General features: G+C 54.0%; 15 protein-coding genes. 11 read left to right on the top strand and 4 right to left on the bottom strand.

Annotated features, from left to right (window positions below):
- On the bottom strand, positions 1-747 hold the full coding sequence (ubiG, locus tag PH7735_RS16410; RefSeq protein WP_058312503.1) for a bifunctional 2-polyprenyl-6-hydroxyphenol methylase/3-demethylubiquinol 3-O-methyltransferase UbiG: 747 nt from the start codon (positions 745-747) through the stop codon (positions 1-3).
- A gap of 49 nt (positions 748-796) precedes the next feature.
- Here ubiG and pip point away from each other — a divergent pair, with 49 nt between their 5' ends.
- From pip to infB, 9 genes are all read left to right on the top strand, one after another.
- Positions 797-1768, top strand: coding sequence for a prolyl aminopeptidase (pip, locus tag PH7735_RS16405; RefSeq protein ID WP_058312502.1), 972 nt, complete (start codon positions 797-799; stop codon positions 1766-1768).
- Between the two features lie 168 nt (positions 1769-1936).
- Entirely contained in the window at positions 1937-2935 is a 999-nt protein-coding gene (locus PH7735_RS16400) for an ABC transporter permease (RefSeq protein ID WP_058312501.1), read from the top strand.
- On the top strand, positions 2932-4131 hold the full coding sequence (locus PH7735_RS16395; RefSeq protein WP_058312500.1) for an ABC transporter permease: 1200 nt from the start codon (positions 2932-2934) through the stop codon (positions 4129-4131). The genes PH7735_RS16400 and PH7735_RS16395 overlap by 4 nt, the downstream gene beginning before the upstream one ends.
- 12 nt (positions 4132-4143) lie before the next feature.
- Positions 4144-5790: an ABC transporter ATP-binding protein gene (locus PH7735_RS16390; protein ID WP_058312499.1), complete on the top strand. Its 1647-nt coding sequence runs from the start codon at positions 4144-4146 to the stop codon at positions 5788-5790.
- Between the two features lie 72 nt (positions 5791-5862).
- Complete coding sequence (locus tag PH7735_RS16385; RefSeq protein WP_058312498.1) at positions 5863-7407, top strand: ABC transporter substrate-binding protein; 1545 nt, start codon at positions 5863-5865, stop codon at positions 7405-7407.
- A 183-nt stretch (positions 7408-7590) separates the two neighbouring features.
- Entirely contained in the window at positions 7591-8172 is a 582-nt protein-coding gene (rimP, locus tag PH7735_RS16380; protein WP_058312497.1) for a ribosome maturation factor RimP, read from the top strand.
- A 3-nt stretch (positions 8173-8175) separates the two neighbouring features.
- Positions 8176-9792 (top strand): transcription termination factor NusA, encoded by a 1617-nt coding sequence (gene nusA, locus PH7735_RS16375; RefSeq protein ID WP_058312496.1) that lies wholly within the window; start codon positions 8176-8178, stop codon positions 9790-9792.
- A 23-nt stretch (positions 9793-9815) separates the two neighbouring features.
- Complete coding sequence (locus tag PH7735_RS16370) at positions 9816-10448, top strand: RNA-binding protein (RefSeq protein WP_058312495.1); 633 nt, start codon at positions 9816-9818, stop codon at positions 10446-10448.
- Positions 10445-12946: a translation initiation factor IF-2 gene (gene infB, locus PH7735_RS16365; protein WP_058312494.1), complete on the top strand. Its 2502-nt coding sequence runs from the start codon at positions 10445-10447 to the stop codon at positions 12944-12946. The genes PH7735_RS16370 and infB overlap by 4 nt, the downstream gene beginning before the upstream one ends.
- A gap of 388 nt (positions 12947-13334) precedes the next feature.
- Here infB and mutT read toward each other — a convergent pair whose 3' ends face one another.
- The 3 genes from mutT to PH7735_RS16350 are packed head-to-tail and all read right to left on the bottom strand — an operon-like array spanning position 13335 to position 15817.
- Entirely contained in the window at positions 13335-13733 is a 399-nt protein-coding gene (gene mutT / locus PH7735_RS16360) for an 8-oxo-dGTP diphosphatase MutT (protein WP_058312493.1), read from the bottom strand.
- Positions 13733-14962 carry a bifunctional glutamate N-acetyltransferase/amino-acid acetyltransferase ArgJ gene (gene argJ / locus PH7735_RS16355; protein WP_058312492.1) on the bottom strand — a complete coding sequence of 410 codons (1230 nt, stop codon included), beginning with the start codon at positions 14960-14962 and terminating at the stop codon, positions 13733-13735. The genes mutT and argJ overlap by 1 nt, the downstream gene beginning before the upstream one ends.
- Positions 14963-14965: 3 nt before the next feature.
- Complete coding sequence (locus PH7735_RS16350) at positions 14966-15817, bottom strand: peptidylprolyl isomerase (protein WP_058312491.1); 852 nt, start codon at positions 15815-15817, stop codon at positions 14966-14968.
- Between the two features lie 172 nt (positions 15818-15989).
- Here PH7735_RS16350 and secA point away from each other — a divergent pair, with 172 nt between their 5' ends.
- Together secA and PH7735_RS16340 are read left to right on the top strand one after the other, a co-directional pair.
- The gene (gene secA, locus PH7735_RS16345) at positions 15990-18695 is read left to right on the top strand and encodes a preprotein translocase subunit SecA (RefSeq protein WP_058312595.1); all 2706 of its coding nucleotides are present in this window, start codon (positions 15990-15992) and stop codon (positions 18693-18695) included.
- A 96-nt stretch (positions 18696-18791) separates the two neighbouring features.
- On the top strand, positions 18792-19802 hold the full coding sequence (locus tag PH7735_RS16340) for a hypothetical protein (protein WP_058312490.1): 1011 nt from the start codon (positions 18792-18794) through the stop codon (positions 19800-19802).
- Positions 19803-19808 lie beyond the last annotated feature (6 nt).

Genomic DNA, 19808 nt, shown 5'->3' with positions numbered 1-19808 from the left:
TTATGCGGGTTTGGTGCTTGCAGTGACATAGTTCACGGATAGATCACGGTCCGAGATCGACCATTGCCAAGTCACAGGATTGAAAACAAAACCCTTTTTATCCACCGGTGTGACACCCGATTTGGTCAAAAGATCAAAAAGCTCGTCTGGTGTGATGAACTTGTGCCATTCGTGCGTGCCTTTTGGCAGCCAACGCATCACATATTCGGCACCCAGAATTGCAACTGCAAAGCTTTTGGGGTTCCGGTTGATTGTGGAACAAAGGTGAAGCCCACCGGGTTTCAGCAATTGTTGGCAGGCCGTCAGGTATGACAGCGGATCTGCAACGTGTTCGACAACTTCCATATTGAGAACAATATCAAACTGTTCGCCGGCATCGGCCAGCGCTTCGGCCGTCGTGTGACGATAGTCGATGGATAGGCCGGACTGTTGGGCATGCACTTGCGCAACCGGAATATTGCCCGCAGCAGCATCCGCGCCCACAACAGTTGCGCCGAGTCGTGCAATAGGTTCGCTCAGCAGGCCGCCGCCACACCCGATATCGAGCATCCGCAGACCCTTGAACGGTGTTTCCGCTGTCAGATCCCTATTAAATTCAGCCGCAATTTGACGCGTGATATAGTCAAGCCGACACGGGTTAAGCATATGCAAAGGCTTGAATTTTCCCTTTGGATCCCACCATTCGGCAGCCATCGCCTCAAATTTGGCAACTTCGGAAGGGTCAACTGTGGTGTGAGACTCTTGCATTCTGATCTCCATATGCTCAACTGGGCCGCCTGAACTATATAGGTCGGTCATGGACAAAAACTTGGGCCAAAAACGCGCAGTGCATTATCTTTACCCTCCGGTCGAACCATTTGACCAGAGAATGATCGACATGGGCGACGGGCACCGTATCTATGTCGAGCAATCCGGACGCAAGGACGGATTGCCGGTTGTTGTGGTGCATGGCGGGCCTGGCGGGGGCAGCAGCCCGGCGATGCGGCGCTATTTTGATCCGGCGGTTTATCGTGTCATTCTTTTTGACCAGCGCGGCTGTGGACGATCGAAACCGCATGCGACTGTCGAAAACAATACGTCTTGGCACCTTGTTGCAGATATGGAGCGTATCCGCTCGGATCTGGATATCGATGACTGGATTGTTTTTGGGGGCAGCTGGGGCGCGACTCTGTCACTGCTTTATGCGCAGAGCCATCCGAACCGGACGGCCTTTCTGGTTTTGCGCGGTGTGTTCTTGATGACGCAATCCGAACTGGACTGGTTTTATGGAGGAGGGGCAGGCAAATTTTGGCCCGAACCATGGGAGCGGTTTGTCAGTCTCATCCCGGAAGACGAACGGGATGACCTGATTGCGGCGTATCACCGGCGTCTGTTTTCAGGCGTCCATCAGACCGAAGTAAAATATGCGCGGGCTTGGGCCTCTTGGGAAAATGCGTTGGCTTCCATTCATTCGACCGGTGTCGGAGGGGAGCCTCCGGCAGAGTATGCACGCGCATTTTCGCGATTGGAGAACCACTATTTTATCAACGGTGGTTTTCTTGAACGCGACGGCCAGATTTTGAGCGAAATGGAAAAAATCGCAGATATCCCCGGCGTCATTGTTCAAGGACGATATGACATGATTTGTCCGCCAACCTCTGCGTTTGAACTGTCAAAAAGGTGGCCACGTGCGCAACTTCGCATGGTGAGAAACGCGGGGCACGCGCTTTCTGAGCCGGGAATTAGCGCGGAACTTGTGAAAGTGATGGATCAATTGGCAAAATCGTAAGTCCAATTGATCTTTCTCCATAGCGCCAAAAACTTCAGAAATTTCTGAATATCAAACCAAAATGGTCAAAAAGCGAATTCTCGATGTCGGTTTCAGATTTTCAGGGTTTACAGGTTCCAGATCGCCGTTAACCTGATTTCAAACAACAAAATCAACAGGTGAGGGCAATTGGCCTCTATTCTGAGAATCATAGCTCAACGTTTAGCATTGGGCATCGTGACGCTTTTCGTCGTATCGATTGTAATCTTCGCAGCGGTGAATTTGCTGCCTGGAGATTTCGCACAGCTCATCCTGGGTCAGGGGGCGACGCCGGAAGCCGTCGAAGCCATCCGACAGGATCTGGGTCTCGATCAACCTCCGATCACGCGCTATTTTCAATGGCTCGCAGGGGCGGTTCAGGGGGATCTTGGGAACAGTTTTGCCCAAGCTAACTTTGCCAGCTTTGCGGGGACGGATGTTGGAACCGGCCAGGGTTCGGTGGCGGCGCAGATTGCACCGCGATTTGAAAACACCATGTTCCTTGCCGGTGTGACGGCTGTGATCGCGGTGCCGATCTCGATCACGCTGGGTGTTCTCGCGGCGCTTTACCGAAATTCCGCGTTTGATCGCACGGCGAACATTTTGACGCTCTCGTCAATTTCGTCTCCAGAATTCTTTCTGGCGTACATTCTGATTTTGTTTCTTGCCGTTTTGAACCCGATCTTGCCGTCACTGTCGAATATCTATGACGGTATGGAGCTGAGTGATCGCTTTATCAAAACGCTTCTTCCCGCGCTTACACTGACACTTGTTGTGACTGCGCACATGATGCGGATGACACGTGCGGCGATTATCAACCTGTTGGCATCGCCCTATATCGAAATGGCGCGCCTCAAAGGGATTTCGCCAATGCGTGTGATCGTCAAGCACGCGCTGCCGAATGCTCTGGCGCCAATCATCAACGTTATCGCGCTTAACCTCGCGTATCTGATCACAGGTGTGGTCGTGGTCGAGGTTGTGTTTGTGTATCCCGGCATCGGTCAGCTGTTCGTGGACAGCGTGAAAATTCGCGACATCCCAGTTGTGCAGGCCTGCTGCCTGATTTTCGCAGCAGCTTACATTCTGCTGAACCTGACTGCCGACATTTTGTCGATTATCTCTAATCCGCGTCTGAGGCATCCGAAATGAATATCTTTATCGCGATCGTACTCTGGCTGGCTGCTATTGCCGCTGCGGGCTGGGTTTTCCGTTTCGTTGGCCAAAAAGTCACCGGCAACAAACCATTGTTTCGTGACATGTCTTATGGTGTTGCAGTCGGCTATATTCTTGCTGCGGTGCTGTTGGTTTGGCTGGGCTGGTCATATGTTCTGTCCCGCTCGCCGGATCAGACAATTGCCAACAAGTACTTCTTCCTTGGCAAGGCTGTTGAAGGGTTCCTTCTGTTCGCTGCTTCGGCTTGGGCGTTTCGCATTTTTGGACGAAATGTCGGCTCGGCAGGGACACGCAAGTTGTTCCGGTCTATGCCGTTGACCGCCAGCTTTGGCATCCTGACCATCATTATTTACGCTATCGTTGCGATCTTTGCGGGTGCGATTGCACCCTATGGGCAGGAAGAAATCCTTGGTGCTGCGAATGTTGTGCCCGGTGGCAACCCCGCGATGGGCGGCAACCCTGACTATCCATTGGGGACTGACCAGATTGGAAGGGATATCCTGTCACGTTTGATCTATGGCGCTCAGAACACTGTAGGCATCGCTTTCGCGACCACCGTTTTGGCCTTCCTGATCGGTGCCACACTTGGCTTCCTTGCTGCAACTCTCGGTGGATGGCTTGACCAGTTGTTGAGCCGTGCCGTGGATGTGCTGATGGCTATTCCATCGCTGATCTTTGCGCTTTTGCTGATGACAATTGCCAGCGCCTGGGCGGGCTCGGAAAAGGGTCTTCTTACATTCTATATGGTTGTCATCATCGCCGTGATTGACTCGACCCGGGTGTTCCGTCTGGCGCGTGCGGTTGGTCTCAACATCGTTGTGATGGATTATATTGAAGCGGCCAAGTTGCGCGGTGAAGGTATGGGTTACCTGATCTTCCGCGAAATCCTGCCCAATGCCACTGCGCCGCTGTTGGCCGAATTTGGTCTTCGCTTCTGCTTTGTGTTCCTGACGATTGCGTCCCTGTCGTTTCTGGGTGTGGGTATCCAGCCACCGTTGGCCGATTGGGGCACAATGGTGCGCGATCTGGCTCAATTCATCAACTTTGCGGCCTTTGCACCGCAGGTTGCCAGTGCCCCACTTCTTGCGGCGAGCGCAATTGCGCTGCTGACTGTGGCGGTGAACTTTGTGGTGGACTGGATGTTGCACAAGTCCTCGGGCCTGAAAGAATAAGGAGACAGCGTCATGGCTGAACAACTGCTGAAAGTGCGCGGTCTCAAGATTGAGGGCCGCAGTGACGAAACCTGGAACCAGATCGTAAACGGTGTCGATTTCGAACTGAAAAAGGGTGAAGTGATTGGATTGATCGGTGAATCCGGCGCGGGCAAGTCCACGGTTGGGCTGGCTGCCATGGGATTTACCCGCGACGGGTGCCGGATCTCGGCCGGCGAGGTTGAGTTCGACGGGATTAATCTTGTCAATGCGTCTGCCAAGGTCAAACGAGAGTTGCTGGGCAAACGGATTGCTTATGTCGCGCAATCTGCGGCGGCCTCTTTTAACCCTGCGCACCGTTTGATTGACCAACACACCGAAGCCCCCGTGCAACACGGTGTGATGAGTAAAGCCGAAAGCGAAGCAGACGGTATGGAATTGTACCGGAAACTGCGCTTGCCCGATCCTGAAAACATCGGGTTCCGCTATCCGCATCAGGTTTCCGGTGGTCAGTTGCAGCGGGCAATGACGGCCATGGCAATGTCGACGCGGCCTGATCTCATTATTTTCGATGAACCGACAACAGCGCTGGACGTGACAACCCAGATCGAAGTGCTGGCGTCGATCCGCGAGATTGTTGAAGAGTTCGATACAGCGGCGATATATATCACCCACGATCTGGCGGTGGTTGCGCAGATGGCCGACAAGATCAAAGTGTTGCTCAAAGGGGATGAGGTCGAAGAAGCCGATACCCGGACCATGCTTTCCGATCCCAAAGAAGACTATACAAAGTCGCTTTGGGCTGTGCGCAGCTTTCAGCGTCCTCAAAAGCCCTATGTTCAAACCGGACAGACACCTGTTGTCTCGGTAAGCAACGTAACAGCGGCCTATGGCAAGGTGCCGGTGCTGCATGATGTCAGCTTTGATATTCACGCGGGGCGTACTGTTGCAGTGGTTGGTGAATCCGGTTCGGGGAAATCGACAACCGCGCGCTGTATCACGGGCCTTTTGCCTCCAAAGCAGGGGCACATCGAATTTGATGGCGAAGCTTTGCCGCTGGACTATCGTAAACGTAACAAGATGCAGCTGCGTCAGGCCCAAATGATTTATCAGATGGCCGATACAGCGCTGAATCCAAGAAAGACAATTGGCGAGCTGATTGGGCGCCCTGTCCAGTTCTATATGGGTTTGACCGGCAAGGAAAAACGCAAACGCGTTGATAGCCTCCTGGAAGAAATCGAGCTTGAACCGTCTGTCTATTACAATCGTTTGCCGTCCGAGCTTTCTGGTGGCCAGAAACAGCGTATCGGGATTGCACGCGCTTTGGCTGCCGAGCCAAAGTTCATTATCTGCGACGAAGTCACATCTGCGCTTGATCAGCTGGTTGCGGAAGGCATCCTGAAACTTCTGGCCAAACTTCAAGATGAGCTTGGACTATCCTATATGTTCATCACGCACGATCTTGCTACTGTGAAATCCATTGCGGACGAAGTGGTGGTCATGAAGGATGGACGCGTGGTTGAACAGGGACCCAAAGACGACATGTTCAAGCCGCCACACCATCCATATACCGATCTGTTGCTGAGTTCTGTTCCTGAAATGGATCCGGATTGGCTCACAAATCTGCTCAAGGAACGCGGAGTTGATAACATCGGCGACGCTGCAGTTGGTAAGATGTAAACCGAATCGCCTGTTTAAACGGGCGTCATAACCAATCGGGACAACCCGAAAACTAAACATGGGAGACTAGACATGAAGAATATTAGCAGACGTGGCCTATTGAAGACCGGCGCTGCCGCAGGTGTTCTGGCCGCAACCGGCATGCCGGCAGTCGCGATGCCAAAAAAAGGTGGCACCTTGCGTCTTGGCCTTGCAGGCGCGAACAGCTCTGACAGCTGGGACAGCCGCACACACTCGGACAGCTACATGATCATGTGTGGCCACGGTGCCGTATTTGATACAATGACCCAGGTTGCCGCGAACGGCGAACTGGTTGGCGAACTGGCTGAAAGCTGGGAAGCAACATCAGACGCCAAAACCTGGACGTTTAACCTGCGCAAGGGCGTCACCTTCCACAACGGCAAAGCATTTGGCGCGGACGACGTGATCGAATCGCTGAACATGCACGTTGCAGAAGGCGCGAAATCGGCTGCGAAGCCAATTGTTTCGGCTATCACCGAAATGAAGAAGATGGGCGAGCATCAGGTTCAGATGACCCTGAAAGCGGGCAATGCGGACTTCCCGTTCCTGCTGTCTGACTACCACATCTGTATCTTCCCTGCAGGTCAGGTCGAAGAGGCCATCGCGCAAGGTATCGGTACGGGCATGTACAAGGTCGAAAGCTTCGACCCTGGTGTACGCACGCTTCTGAGCCGTGTTGAAGGCCACTATAAAGATGGCAAAGAAGGTTGGTTTGATCAGATCGAAGTGATCGCGATCAACGACTCGTCGGCACGTATGAACGCGCTGATGACCGGTCAGGTTGACGCCGTAAACCGTGTTGACTTCAAGACCGAGCCTCTCATGAAGGCCAACCCGATGATCAACATCTTCGAGGTTACCGGTAACCAGCACTTTACCTTCCCGATGCTGACCAACGTCGCGCCTTACGACAACGTAAAAGTGCGTCAGGCCCTGAAGCACGCTGTAAACCGTCAGGAAATGGTCGACAAGATCCTGCTGGGTCACGGTGCCGTAGCGAACGACATTCCGATTGGTCCTGCGAACCAGTATTTTGCGTCTGATCTGCCACTGAACGAGTATGATCCTGAAAAGGCTAAGTTCCTTCTGAAAGAAGCAGGGATGGACGGTCTGTCTGTTGACCTTTCGGCTTCGGACGCGGCCTTCCCGGGTGCGGTTGATGCGGCTCAGCTTTATCAGGCTTCTGCGAAAGCAGCAGGTATTAACCTGAACGTCGTGCAAGAGCCTGCTGATGGTTACTGGTCGAACGTCTGGCTGAAAAAGCCATGGTGTGCATGCTACTGGTCCGGTCGTGCGACCGAAGACTGGATGTTCTCGACTGCATACGAAATGGGTGTGCCTTGGAACGACAGCCACTGGGAAAACGCCCGCTTCCAGGAACTGCTGCTGACTGCGCGTGCCGAACTCGACACCGAAAAGCGTCGCGGCCAGTATCACGAGATGCAGGCGATCATGTCCACCGAAGGTGGCACCGTGATCCCGATGTACGCCAACTATGTTGACGCACACAGCACAAAGCTGACCAACTCGGGTACGATTGGTAACGTCTTCCAGATGGACAGCTCGCGCCTGATGGAACGCTGGTGGTTCTCGTAAACCAGCCCTAGCATTTTTGGAAACGTCCCGCATTTGCGGGGCGTTTTCATATAGACCTTGCAGACTCAGGACATCGCGCGTATATGACCTTTCAACAGCGGTGCGTTTGGGGTTCGCTCCTTACGTTCCATCGGAATTTTCGACGGGCCGCTGGCCCGTTTTTTTGTGTTTGGAACACGACCTATGAGTGACCTGATTGCCAAGACCGCGATTGATCGCAAACTGGCCGATATCATCATCCCAGTCATTGCTGACATGGGTTTTGAACTTGTGCGTTTGCGGTTGCAGGGCGGGAATACCCATACACTGCAGATCATGGCGGAACGTCCCGATGGTGGGATTGAAGTTGATGAATGCGCCAAGATTTCAAACGCCATCAGCGCGGTGTTGGATGTCGAAGATCCACTTGTGGATTCTTATGTTCTCGAGGTGGGAAGCCCCGGTATCGACCGTCCTTTGACCCGTCTCAAAGACTTTGGGACCTATGAAGGGTATGAAGCCAAAGTTGAAACGTCTGAGCTGATCGACGGTCGCAAACGCTTCCGTGGTGTGCTGGCGGGTATCGAAGGCGAAGAAGTTCTGATCAACATCGAAGATCAGGGTGAAACAGTAACAGTTGGTCTGCAATTCGATTGGCTTGCCGAAGCCAAGCTGATGCTGACAGACGAACTGATCAAGGAAATGCTACGTCAGCGCAAAGCGGCCGGCATCATTAACGAAGACGAATTTGACGAGATCGAGACCGAAGGGTCCGAAGAGGAGTAAACCATGGCAATTACCTCTGCAAACCAGCTTGAGCTACTGCAAACCGCCGAGGCCGTCGCGCGTGAAAAGATGATCGACCCCGGTTTGGTGGTTGAGGCAATGGAAGAGTCTTTGGCCCGGGCTGCCAAGTCGCGCTATGGCGCCGAAATGGACATCCGCGTCAGCATCGATCGCAGAACCGGTAAAGCCACCTTTACCCGCGTTCGCACCGTGGTTGAAGAAGAAGAGCTTGAAAACTATCAGGCTGAATTCACCGTTGAGCAAGCCAAGCAATATTTGGCTGATCCGGTTGTTGGTGACACCTTCGTAGAAGAAATCCCGCCTGTAGAAATGGGCCGTATCGCGGCGCAGTCGGCCAAGCAGGTTATCTTGCAGAAGGTTCGCGAAGCAGAGCGTGATCGCCAGTATGAAGAGTTCAAAGACCGCGCCGGTACCATCATCAACGGTACTGTGAAGCGTGAAGAATACGGAAACGTCATTGTTGACGTGGGCCGTGGCGAAGCTGTTTTGCGTCGTAACGAAAAAATCGGCCGCGAGGCATACCGCCCCAACGACCGTATCCGTGCGTTCATCAAGGATGTCCGCCGTGAATCTCGTGGCCCACAGATCTTCCTGTCGCGTACCGCGCCTGAATTCATGGCCGAGTTGTTCAAGATGGAAGTGCCTGAAATCTATGATGGCATCATCGACATCAAAGCCGTTGCACGTGATCCGGGATCGCGCGCAAAGATTGCTGTGATTTCCTATGATGGTTCGATCGATCCTGTCGGTGCCTGTGTTGGTATGCGCGGAAGCCGTGTTCAGGCGGTTGTGAACGAGCTTCAGGGAGAAAAGATCGACATCATTCCATGGAATGAAGATCAACCAACGTTCCTTGTGAACGCGCTTCAGCCTGCCGAAGTGTCCAAAGTGGTTCTGGACGAAGAAGCTGGCAAAATCGAAGTTGTCGTTCCTGACGAACAGCTGTCTCTGGCAATTGGCCGTCGTGGACAAAACGTACGTCTTGCGTCACAACTGACCAACCTCGACATTGATATCATGACCGAGGCCGAAGAATCCGAGCGTCGTCAAAAAGAATTCGAAATTCGCACCAAGCTGTTCATTGAAACACTGGATCTGGACGAGTTCTTTGCCCAGCTTCTGGTTTCGGAAGGCTTCACAAACCTCGAAGAGGTTGCCTATGTCGAGTTGGATGAACTGTTGGTCATCGACGGTGTCGACGAAAGCACCGCAGAAGAGCTTCAGGCCCGTGCACGCGACTTTATCGAAGCGAAAAACCGCGCCGCCATGGAAGCTGCTCGTGAACTGGGTGTTCAGGACAGCCTGGTTGCATTCGACGGTCTGACACCCCAAATGATCGAGGCACTTGCCAAAGATGGTGTGTTGAGCCTCGAAGATTTTGCAACTTGCGCAGACTGGGAACTGGCCGGTGGCTGGACAACGGTCGAAGGAGAGCGCGTCAAGGATGATGGTATTCTCGAGCCGTTTGGAATGACTCTGGAAACCGCTCAAGACATGGTTATGACGGCTCGCATCGTGCTGGGTTGGGTTGATCCGGCGGAACTTGCTGCTGAAAACGAAGAGACTGAAACTGAAACCGAAGAGGAGGCCGAAGCCTGATCGCAGGCTTCGGGAGCTTGCACATGGGACGTGGTGGACAATCCAAGGATCTGGAAAACGGTCCTGAGCGGAAATGCATCGCTACGGGCGACGTGCAGCCGAAATTCGGCCTGATCAGATTTGTGGTTGGGCCGGATGATCAAATCGTACCGGATATTCTGGGCAAATTGCCCGGGCGGGGTATCTGGGTTTCGGCAGATCGCGCGGCTTTGGAAAAAGCTGCCAAAAAGGGACTGTTTGCGCGCTCGGCGAAGCAAGCGGTCAAAGTGCCGGAAAATCTGGTCGACGAAGTCGAAACCCAGATTGCCCGGCGTGTGGTCGATCTCGTGAGCTTGGCGCGTAAGTCGGGTGAGGCGGTCGCAGGATATGAAAAGGTCAAGGACTGGCTCGTCAAGGATTATGCCGAGGTGCTGATTCAGGCATCCGATGGTTCTGGGCGGGGCAAATCGAAACTAAGCACGCCATATGGTGGCAGTTACATCGGCTGGTTGACGGCGGATGAATTGGGTTTGGCTTTTGGGAAACAAACTGTGATACATGGAGCGCTTGCGTCTGGCGGACTCACGCATCGTGTAGTAGAGGAAGCCCAAAGGTTAAAAGGCGTACGCGAAATTGGAGCGGCAGGGGCCGCTCAGAAGGGTAAGACAGCTAAATGAGCGATAACGACGGTAAAAAGACTTTGGGCCTACGTGGATCCGGATCGCGTCCTGGCAATGTGAAGCAAAGCTTCAGCCATGGCCGTACCAAAAACGTCGTGGTGGAGACCAAGCGCAAGCGCGTTGTGGTGCCGAAACCTGGCGCGTCCAAGCCCGGGTCAGCAGGCGCGAGAGCTGGAGGCGATCCTTCGCGTCGTCCAGCCGGCATTTCCGATGCGGAAATGGAGCGTCGACTGAAGGCACTGCAGGCTGCCAAGGCCCGCGAATCTGAAGAAGCTGCAAAGCGCGAAGCCGAAGAAAAGGCCCGCGAAGAAGAGCGTGCGCGTCGCCGTGCCGAGGCAGAAGCCAAGGAACGCGAGCAACGTGAAGCCGAAGAGCGCGCGAAAGCGAAAGCTGAAGAAGAAGAGCGCAAAAAGCGTGAAGCCGAGGAAGCCGCCAAACGCGCTGCTGCCGCTGCTGCCGCACCTGCACCTTCTGCTCCTGCGCCACGCTCCGAGCAGCCTTCCGGCCGTCCGACACCAAACAAACCTGCGCCAGCAGCCACACCACGCAAAGCAGATCGTGAACGTGCGCAGCGCAACAAAGGTCCGGTCGACAATCGCCGTTCTGGCAAGCTGACATTGAGCCAAGCCACCGGAGGCGATGCAAACCGTCACCGTTCGATGGCCGCCATGAAGCGTAAGCAAGAGCGTGCCCGTCAAAAAGCGATGGGTGGTACGGTCGAGCGCGAAAAGGTTGTTCGTGACGTTCAGTTGCCAGAGGCGATTGTTGTATCCGAATTGGCGAACCGCATGGCGGAACGTTCGGCTGACGTCGTGAAATCGCTCATGAACATGGGCATGATGGTTACGCAAAACCAGACGATCGACGCAGACACCGCTGAGCTGATCATCGAAGAGTTTGGCCACAAGGTTGTTCGTGTATCGGACGCCGACGTTGAAGACGTGATTGCGGACATCGAAGAAGATGATGGCGCACTGGTTTCGCGTCCTCCGGTCATCACCATCATGGGCCACGTTGACCACGGTAAAACATCGCTTCTGGATGCTATCCGTGACGCCAAGGTTGTTTCCGGCGAAGCCGGCGGGATTACCCAGCACATCGGTGCCTATCAGGTGAAAACTGATGACGGTGTCACGCTGAGCTTCCTCGATACTCCGGGTCACGCGGCCTTTACGTCGATGCGTTCACGTGGTGCGCAAGTCACTGATATCGTGGTGCTTGTCGTTGCTGCCGATGACTCGGTCATGCCTCAGACCATCGAAGCGATCAACCACGCGAAAGCGGCACAGGTGCCGATGATCGTGGCGATCAACAAGATGGATAGACCTGCTGCTGATCCGATGAAGGTTCGTGCCGAACTGCTGCAACACGAAGTGATCGTGGAAGCCATGTCCGGTGAAGTGCAGGACGTAGAAGTCTCTGCCGTTACGGGTCAAGGTCTGGATGAACTGCTTGAAGCGATTGCGCTGCAGGCTGAAATCCTTGAGCTGAAAGCCAACCCGAACCGTGCCGCACAAGGTGCCGTGATTGAAGCCCAGCTGGACGTTGGTCGCGGACCTGTTGCAACCGTTCTGGTTCAAAAAGGTACGCTGAAGCAGGGTGATATTTTCGTTGTAGGTGAGCAGTACGGTAAGGTTCGTGCGCTGATCAACGACAAGGGTGATCGCGTTTCCGAAGCTGGTCCGTCTGTTCCGGTTGAGGTTCTTGGTTTGAACGGTACGCCAGAAGCGGGTGACGTTCTGAACGTGACTGAAACCGAAGCGCAGGCGCGCGAGATTGCGGAATACCGTCATCAGGCAGCCAAAGACAAACGCGCTGCGGCGGGTGCTGCAACGACACTTGAACAGCTGATGCAGAAGGCCAAGGAAGACCAAAACGTCGCCGAGTTGCCAATTCTGGTAAAAGCAGACGTTCAGGGTTCGGCAGAAGCGATTGTTCAGGCGATGGAAAAAATCGGCAACGATGAGGTACGTGTTCGCGTGCTGCACTCGGGTGTTGGTGCCATTACTGAAACCGACGTTGGACTTGCTGAAGCCAGCGGTGCGCCAATCATGGGCTTTAACGTCCGTGCCAACGCTTCCGCACGGAACTCGGCAAACCAAAAGGGCGTGGAAATCCGGTACTATTCGGTCATCTATGACCTGGTTGATGACGTGAAAGCCGCTGCTTCCGGTCTGCTAAGTGCCGAGATTCGCGAAAACTTCATCGGTTACGCCGAAATCAAGGATGTCTTCAAGGTGTCCAACGTCGGCAAGGTTGCCGGATGTTTGGTGACCGAAGGTGTCGCACGTCGTTCGGCTGGTGTTCGCTTGCTGCGTGACAACGTTGTGATCCATGAGGGCACTCTGAAAACCCTGAAGCGCTTCAAGGATGAAGTTGCCGAGGTGCAGTCTGGTCAGGAATGCGGTATGGCATTCGAGAACTATGACGATATCCGTCAGGGCGATGTGATCGAAATCTTTGAACGTGAAGAAATCAGCCGGACTTTGGATTAATCCGGCTGAGATCCCACAAAAGAAAACGGGGGGCGCGAAAGCACCCCCCGTTTTGTTCTTAGTGAATGGCTTTGGTTATTCCGAAACTGAGTGTATCGGCGTACCAGCATAGACTGTCTTACCAACTTTGACGGCGATCTTTCCGTTAGGAAGAGACCGTACAAAAGTCCCTTGAACAGAAACACAGCTGCCTACAGTGATAGTCCTAAGCATGTCAAATCTCCCCAGTGATTGACTCTAATGGATCATAACGTAGTTACTTTTCCGTAAACGCCTATAAGGCGTCACAGTAACGTTACATTACCCAACACATTTAATTCTGAGAAGGTTTAATCACAAAATCTTCGCACAATATTTAGCCAAACCGTCAAAATATTGCGGAAATATGTCACAACCAGTCTCTCAGTATGGGGATGAGCGGAATATCGGCCGGGGGCATCTTGTAATCCCGAAGATTCTCGGGGCGCACCCATTGCAGTTTTTGCCCCTCTTGAGACGATGGAATCCCATCCCATTTCCGGCAGGCAAACAACGGCATTAGAAGGTGAAAATCATCATAGGTGTGCGAGGCAAACGTCAGTGGCGCAAGGCAGCTCGCCCAGGTGTCGATCCCCAACTCTTCCTGAAGCTCACGAATCAAGGCCTGTTCGGGCGTTTCGCCCTGTTCGACTTTCCCTCCGGGGAATTCCCACATGCCAGCAAGTGATTTTCCTTCTGGCCGTTGGGCCAGAAGAACACGGCCGTCGACATCAATCAGGGCGACTGCGGAAACAAGAACGGTTTTCATTACGAGCGATAATCCGCGTTGATGGTGATATAGCCGTGGGTCAAGTCACAGGTCCAAACAGTAGATTGTCCGGTGCCCAGACCGATATCTACATTAATGTTCAGATCCTGTTGCTTCATATAAGAGGCACCGTCGTCTTCGTTATAGCTTTCACAAACCCATCCATTCTCAGCGACAAGAATGTCTCCAAATTTGATTGAAAGCAGATCCCGATCTGCGGCCGCGCCGGATTTACCGATGGCCATTACGATACGCCCCCAGTTTGGATCTTCGCCGGCGACTGCAGTTTTCACCAAAGGCGAGTTTGCAATGGCAAGGGCATGGGTGCGGGCATCGGCATCGGTTGCCGCGCCTGATACGGAAATTTCCACAAATTTGGTAGCGCCTTCACCATCGCGAACAACCTGATGCGCGAGATCAAGCATCACTTGGTGCAGCGCATCTCGAAACGGTCCGGTTGTGTCGGTAACTTCTGCGCCACTTGCTCCGGTGGCCGCCAGAAGCAAAGTGTCAGACGTGGATGTGTCGCTATCAACGGTGATGTTATTAAAGGTCAAATCGGTCAGTTCGGACAGCATAGACTGAAGAACAGGGCGGGCAATTTTGGCATCGGTGAAGATATAGACCAGCATCGTGGCCATATCGGGCGCGATCATGCCCGAACCTTTGGCAATACCGGCGATCTTGACGGGTTTGCCATCAATTTCGATCTCGGCCCCCGAGCCTTTGGCAAAGGTGTCCGTGGTCCGGATACCTTCGGCAGCATCCTGAATGGATGTGTCCGACAGACGCTGTTTCAGCTCGTCAAGCTTACCCGTGATCCGGTCATACGGCAGGGGTTCGCCAATGACGCCAGTCGAGGACGAAAAGATCCGGTTCTCCGGCACCCCAAGAACCGATGCGACCGCAGAGGTGACCGCATTGGTCGCCTCTGCGCCGTTTTTGCCCGTAAAGGCGTTGGCATTTCCGGCATTGACGATAATCGCGGCGCCATCCGAACTGTCCAGGCCGATTTTGGCCTGACAATCCAGTACAGGGGCGGCGCGCGTGGACGACTTTGTAAACACACCTGCCAACGTGGTGCCCGGTGCCAGCCGCGCAAGCATGACGTCCTTGCGGTTTTGGTATTTTACACCGGCTTCAACCGCCGCAAACTCTGCCCCCTCGATAACGGGCAGGGTTGGGAATTCGGCAGGCGCGAGCGGAGAGACATGTGTGATGTCGGCCATGGCTTATTCGTCCAGAAGGTTGGTTTGTTTGATAATCGACGGATCAAAGGCAGCGGCGTTTGAACGATCGATCTCTGATTTTTCGGTCAGCGACGCGATAAAGGCCTCAAGCTTGGCACCCTGTACTTCGCCGGCCAGTTCGCTGCGGACGTCGGCCAATGCGGGTGTTTCCTGCTTGCGCAACTCATTCAGTTTGATCAGGTGCCAGCCAAACTGTGTTTTGACCGGAGCGGACACATCGCCCGCATTCATCGCAACAACGGCCGTTTCGAATTCTGGCACCATCATGCCGGGACCAAACCAACCCAAAGCACCGCCAGAGGGGCCAGAAGGGCCTGTAGAGTGCTCTTTCGCCATTTCGGCGAAGTCGGCACCATCAACAATTTGTTGGCGCAGGGCGGCGGCCTCCTCCTCGGTTTCGACAAGGATATGCGCGGCGTTGAATTCCGATGGACCTTCGAAATTGGCATAACGCGCGTCATAAGCGGCTTGGATGTCTTCTTCCGAAGGCGGCTCGGACAGAAAATCTTCTACAACCGCATCCGCAAGAATCAGGCGGCGTTCGCTTTGCAGTGCAATTTCGAGACGGCGAGGTTCGTCCCCTGTGTGCGCTTGTGCCAAAAGGTTCTGTTGAATGATCTGGTCAAGGATTCCGTTGAACAAGACGTCATCGGGCATTGATTGATATTGCTGCGGAAGCGCCGCGCGCACCATGATCATCTGTCCGACTGTGACCTGTGTACCGTTCACTGTGGCGACCACTGTATCGGCGTCAACAGCGTCGGCAGCGATCACTGGACCAGACAGCCCGAGAACAAGAGCCGCAGAGCACAGGAATTTGAGGTGTTTCGACATCGTTTCGTCCTTGCATGGTGCCGCGTGGGTTGGCGGCGTTGACACTGTTAGTGACGCCCCTTACATCGCTTTGGAGCGCAGGCAAATCGCCCGTTCCCCCGTTTGTATGAGCAGGGCGCGGCGCGGGCAAGCAGATGCCTCGCACGAATGTGTCAACGAAGGACAAAAACATATGCTGGGTATCGGAAAACTTGCCACAAAAGTGTTCGGGACGCCGAACGACCGCAAGATCAAGGCAACCCGCCCTCTCGTTGAAAAAGTGAATGCACTGGAACCCGAGTTCCAGAAGCTCTCGGATGAAGAGATCAAATCCAAAACTCTGGAATTGGCCGAGCGTGCCAAAGGCGGAGAAAGTCTTGATGATCTTTTGCCCGAAGCATTTGCTAACTGTCGCGAAGCTGCGGTGCGTTCGCTGGGCCTTCGGGCGTTTGATACGCAGTTGATGGGTGGTATCTTCCTGCATCAGGGAAATATCTCGGAAATGAAAACCGGTGAGGGTAAAACCCTTGTTGCGACGTTCCCGGCCTATCTTAATGCGCTGACAGGCAAGGGTGTCCATATTGTTACGGTAAACGATTACCTTGCACGCCGTGACGCCGAATGGATGAGCCAGGTTTACGGTGCGTTGGGCATGACCACCGGTTGTGTCTATCCACAACAGCCCGATGCGGAAAAGCGCGACGCCTATGCCGCGGATATTACGTATTCGACAAACAACGAACTGGGTTTTGACTATTTGCGCGACAACATGAAGGGCGACCTTCGTGAAATGTACCAGCGTGACCATAACTTTGCGATTGTCGATGAAGTTGACTCGATCCTCATTGACGAAGCGCGGACACCTTTGATCATTTCGGGTCCGGCGCAGGATCGCAGCGACCTTTATGTTGCGATAGATGCCCTGATCCCTGACCTGACCGACGAACATTTCTCAATCGAAGAGAAATCGCGTCAGGTCACCTTCACCGACGAAGGCAATGATTATCTGGAAGAGCACCTGCATGCGCGTGGTATCCTGCCAGAGGGTCAATCGTTGTATGATCCCGAAAGCACAACCGTTGTTCACCACGTTAACCAGGGTTTGCGGGCGCACAAGCTGTTCACCAAAGACAAAGACTATATCGTTCGCGATAATCAGATTGTCCTGATCGATGAATTCACCGGCCGTATGATGGCGGGTCGCCGTCTGTCTGATGGCCTGCATCAGGCAATCGAAGCAAAAGAAGGCTGCAACATCCAGCCAGAGAACGTGACGCTGGCACAGGTGACATTCCAGAACTATTTCCGCTTGTATGACAAGCTGGCAGGTATGACAGGTACAGCCGCAACCGAGGCCGAAGAATTCTCGGAAATCTATGGTCTGGGTGTTGTCGAAGTGCCGACCAACCGCCCCATTGCCCGCATTGATGAAGATGATGCGGTGTATCGGACAGCACGCGAAAAATACGAAGCCATTGCCGAAGAAATTCAAAAGGCACACGAGAAGGGCCAGCCTATTCTCGTCGGGACAACTTCGATCGAAAAGTCCGAGCTTCTGAGCAACATGCTCAAACAGGCCGATGTTAAACACAACGTTTTGAACGCCCGTCAACACGAGCAGGAAGCCCAGATTGTTGCCGACGCCGGCAAACTTGGTGCGGTGACCATCGCGACGAACATGGCGGGGCGTGGTACCGATATTAAGCTGGGTGGTAACGTTGAGTTCGCCATCATGGAAGCGATTGCCGCCAATCCAGAAGGCGATCACGCAGAAATTCGCGCCAAGATCGAAGAAGAGCACAAAGCCGATGAACAGGCCGTGAAAGACGCGGGTGGCCTCTATGTTCTGGCAACCGAGCGTCACGAAAGCCGCCGGATTGATAACCAGCTGCGCGGCCGTTCGGGTCGTCAGGGGGATCCGGGCCGCTCGTCCTTCTTCCTGTCGCTGGAAGATGACCTGATGCGCATCTTCGGGTCCGAACGGTTGGACAAAGTGCTGTCTACCTTGGGCATGAAAGAGGGCGAAGCGATTATCCACCCTTGGGTGAACAAGTCGCTTGAGCGCGCGCAGGCCAAGGTCGAAGGCCGCAACTTTGATATTCGTAAGCAGTTGCTCAAGTTCGATGACGTGATGAATGAACAGCGTAAGGTGATCTTCACCCAGCGCCGCGACATCATGAAGGCCGAAGACATTTCCGAGATCGCACAGGATATGCGTCAGGAAGTGATCGGTGATCTGGTTGAACACTACATGCCGCCCAAGACCTATGCCGATCAATGGGACACCGAAGGTCTGTATGCGGCTTGTATCGAAAAGCTGGGTATTGATGTACCTGTGATCGAATGGGCGCAGGAAGAAGGCGTTGATGACGAAGTCATGCAAGAGCGCCTTGAAGAAGCATCCGATCAGATGATGGCCGAAAAAGCAGAAAGCTTTGGACCCGAAGCCATGCGCATGATCGAAAAGCAGATCCTGCTGCAAACCATAGATACGAAATGGCGCGAGCATTTGCTGACGCTTGAACATTTGCGTTCGGTTGTTGGTTTCCGCGGTTATGCCCAACGGGATCCGCTGAACGAATACAAGAACGAGTCGTTCCAGTTGTTCGAAGGCATGCTGGATGGTCTGCGTGAAGACGTGACAAAAACCTTGTCGGCAATTCGCGCAATGACGGAAGAAGAGCAACAACAGATGGCTCTGGAAATGCAGGCACGCGAAGCGTCACTGGCGGCGCCCGCCGCGGCAGACGCAGCACCGGCTGCTGAAGAACCTGCTGCGCCTGCAGCTGCAAACTTTGTCGAAGATGACCCTTCAACCTGGGGTGATCCGGGCCGGAACGAGCCTTGCCCATGTGGATCAGGCAAGAAATTCAAGCACTGTCACGGCCGCCTGGTCTGACAAACTCCGAACAGACAATCTTCAAAAGGGCGCCACACAGGCGCCCTTTTTGCATGTCAGAAATGCTTCGGGGCTGTACGAGTTTTGGAGTTACGGATGTTTGAAAAGAAACACGTTTACAGAAGATTCGCGCTCGCATTCGCGACGTTTTCAATTGCCATCTCGATTGGCTTCTTGATGCAAACCAAAGAAGCGAATTCCGCGGCGCGTACAGGTGAAGAACCGTCTCGCAAAGCGACGTCGGGCAAAGCCCCCGACAGCATGAAAGGTGTAGCGGCAAATGGCGCGACGCCAGAGATGTTGCCAAGCGTACCAGAAGATTTTGCGCACAAAGCCGACTTGCCGCACAAACCAGTGGTGATGCTGGTGTCTCGGGATTTGCCTGTCGGGGTCTTGCCCCAAGAAGAGCAAACGCCTTTGCTCGGATGCGATGCAGAGTTTGCTGCCGAACCTGCGGCGGGTGCAATGGTCACACTGACACTTACCGCGCCCTGTTTGACCGGTGAAAAAGTCACCTTTCACCACGAATCCCTGAAATTCTCGGAAGTCGTCAGTTCGGATGGAACGCTTGTTGTGTCTGTTCCTGCGCTTTCTGAACAGTCGGTGTTTGCCGTCACATTTGCCAACGGCGATGGAAAGATGACGCGCACAACCGTGAGTTCCGTTCCTTTTTATGACCGAGCAGCCGTCATTTGGCGAGGCGCAACAGGGTTGCAACTGCACGCGCGTGAATTCGGTGCAGATTACGGAAGCGACGGCCATGTCTGGAGCGGTGCCGCACGGAATGTGGCGTCTGTAGCCGGAGGTCAGGGCGGCTTTCTAACCCGATTGGGAAGCTCTGATATTGCCGATGGCTGGCATTCCGAGGTCTATACCTTCCCCACGCTGACCGCAAAACGTCACGGGTCTGTAAAGCTCAGCATCGAAGCCGAGGTGTCAGAGGTGAATTGTGATCGTGATATCACTGCCAAATCTTTGCAAATTCGGGAAGGTGGCAGGGCAGTCGAGCAAGAAATTGCGCTTTCGATCCCCGATTGCGAGGCAAAAGGTGAATTTCTAGTGTTGAAAAACCTGCTCGAAGACCTGAAGATCGCGCAAAATCAATAGCGCTGA

This window comes from Shimia thalassica (assembly GCF_001458215.1).
Taxonomy (GTDB): Bacteria; Pseudomonadota; Alphaproteobacteria; order Rhodobacterales; family Rhodobacteraceae; genus Shimia; species Shimia thalassica.
The sequence above is the reverse complement of the archived record's forward strand: the minus strand, read 5'-3'. Positions and strand labels throughout refer to the sequence as shown.

Coding starts and splice junctions, on each gene's coding strand:
- pip (WP_058312502.1), top strand. CDS start 797: ATGGACAAAAACTTGGGCCAAAAACGCGCAGTGCATTATCTTTACCCT.
- secA (WP_058312595.1), top strand. CDS start 15,990: ATGCTGGGTATCGGAAAACTTGCCACAAAAGTGTTCGGGACGCCGAAC.
- nusA (WP_058312496.1), top strand. CDS start 8,176: ATGGCAATTACCTCTGCAAACCAGCTTGAGCTACTGCAAACCGCCGAG.
- PH7735_RS16385 (WP_058312498.1), top strand. CDS start 5,863: ATGAAGAATATTAGCAGACGTGGCCTATTGAAGACCGGCGCTGCCGCA.
- PH7735_RS16390 (WP_058312499.1), top strand. CDS start 4,144: ATGGCTGAACAACTGCTGAAAGTGCGCGGTCTCAAGATTGAGGGCCGC.
- rimP (WP_058312497.1), top strand. CDS start 7,591: ATGAGTGACCTGATTGCCAAGACCGCGATTGATCGCAAACTGGCCGAT.
- infB (WP_058312494.1), top strand. CDS start 10,445: ATGAGCGATAACGACGGTAAAAAGACTTTGGGCCTACGTGGATCCGGA.
- PH7735_RS16395 (WP_058312500.1), top strand. CDS start 2,932: ATGAATATCTTTATCGCGATCGTACTCTGGCTGGCTGCTATTGCCGCT.
- PH7735_RS16350 (WP_058312491.1), bottom strand. CDS start 15,817: ATGTCGAAACACCTCAAATTCCTGTGCTCTGCGGCTCTTGTTCTCGGG.
- argJ (WP_058312492.1), bottom strand. CDS start 14,962: ATGGCCGACATCACACATGTCTCTCCGCTCGCGCCTGCCGAATTCCCA.
- PH7735_RS16340 (WP_058312490.1), top strand. CDS start 18,792: ATGTTTGAAAAGAAACACGTTTACAGAAGATTCGCGCTCGCATTCGCG.
- mutT (WP_058312493.1), bottom strand. CDS start 13,733: ATGAAAACCGTTCTTGTTTCCGCAGTCGCCCTGATTGATGTCGACGGC.
- ubiG (WP_058312503.1), bottom strand. CDS start 747: ATGCAAGAGTCTCACACCACAGTTGACCCTTCCGAAGTTGCCAAATTT.
- PH7735_RS16370 (WP_058312495.1), top strand. CDS start 9,816: ATGGGACGTGGTGGACAATCCAAGGATCTGGAAAACGGTCCTGAGCGG.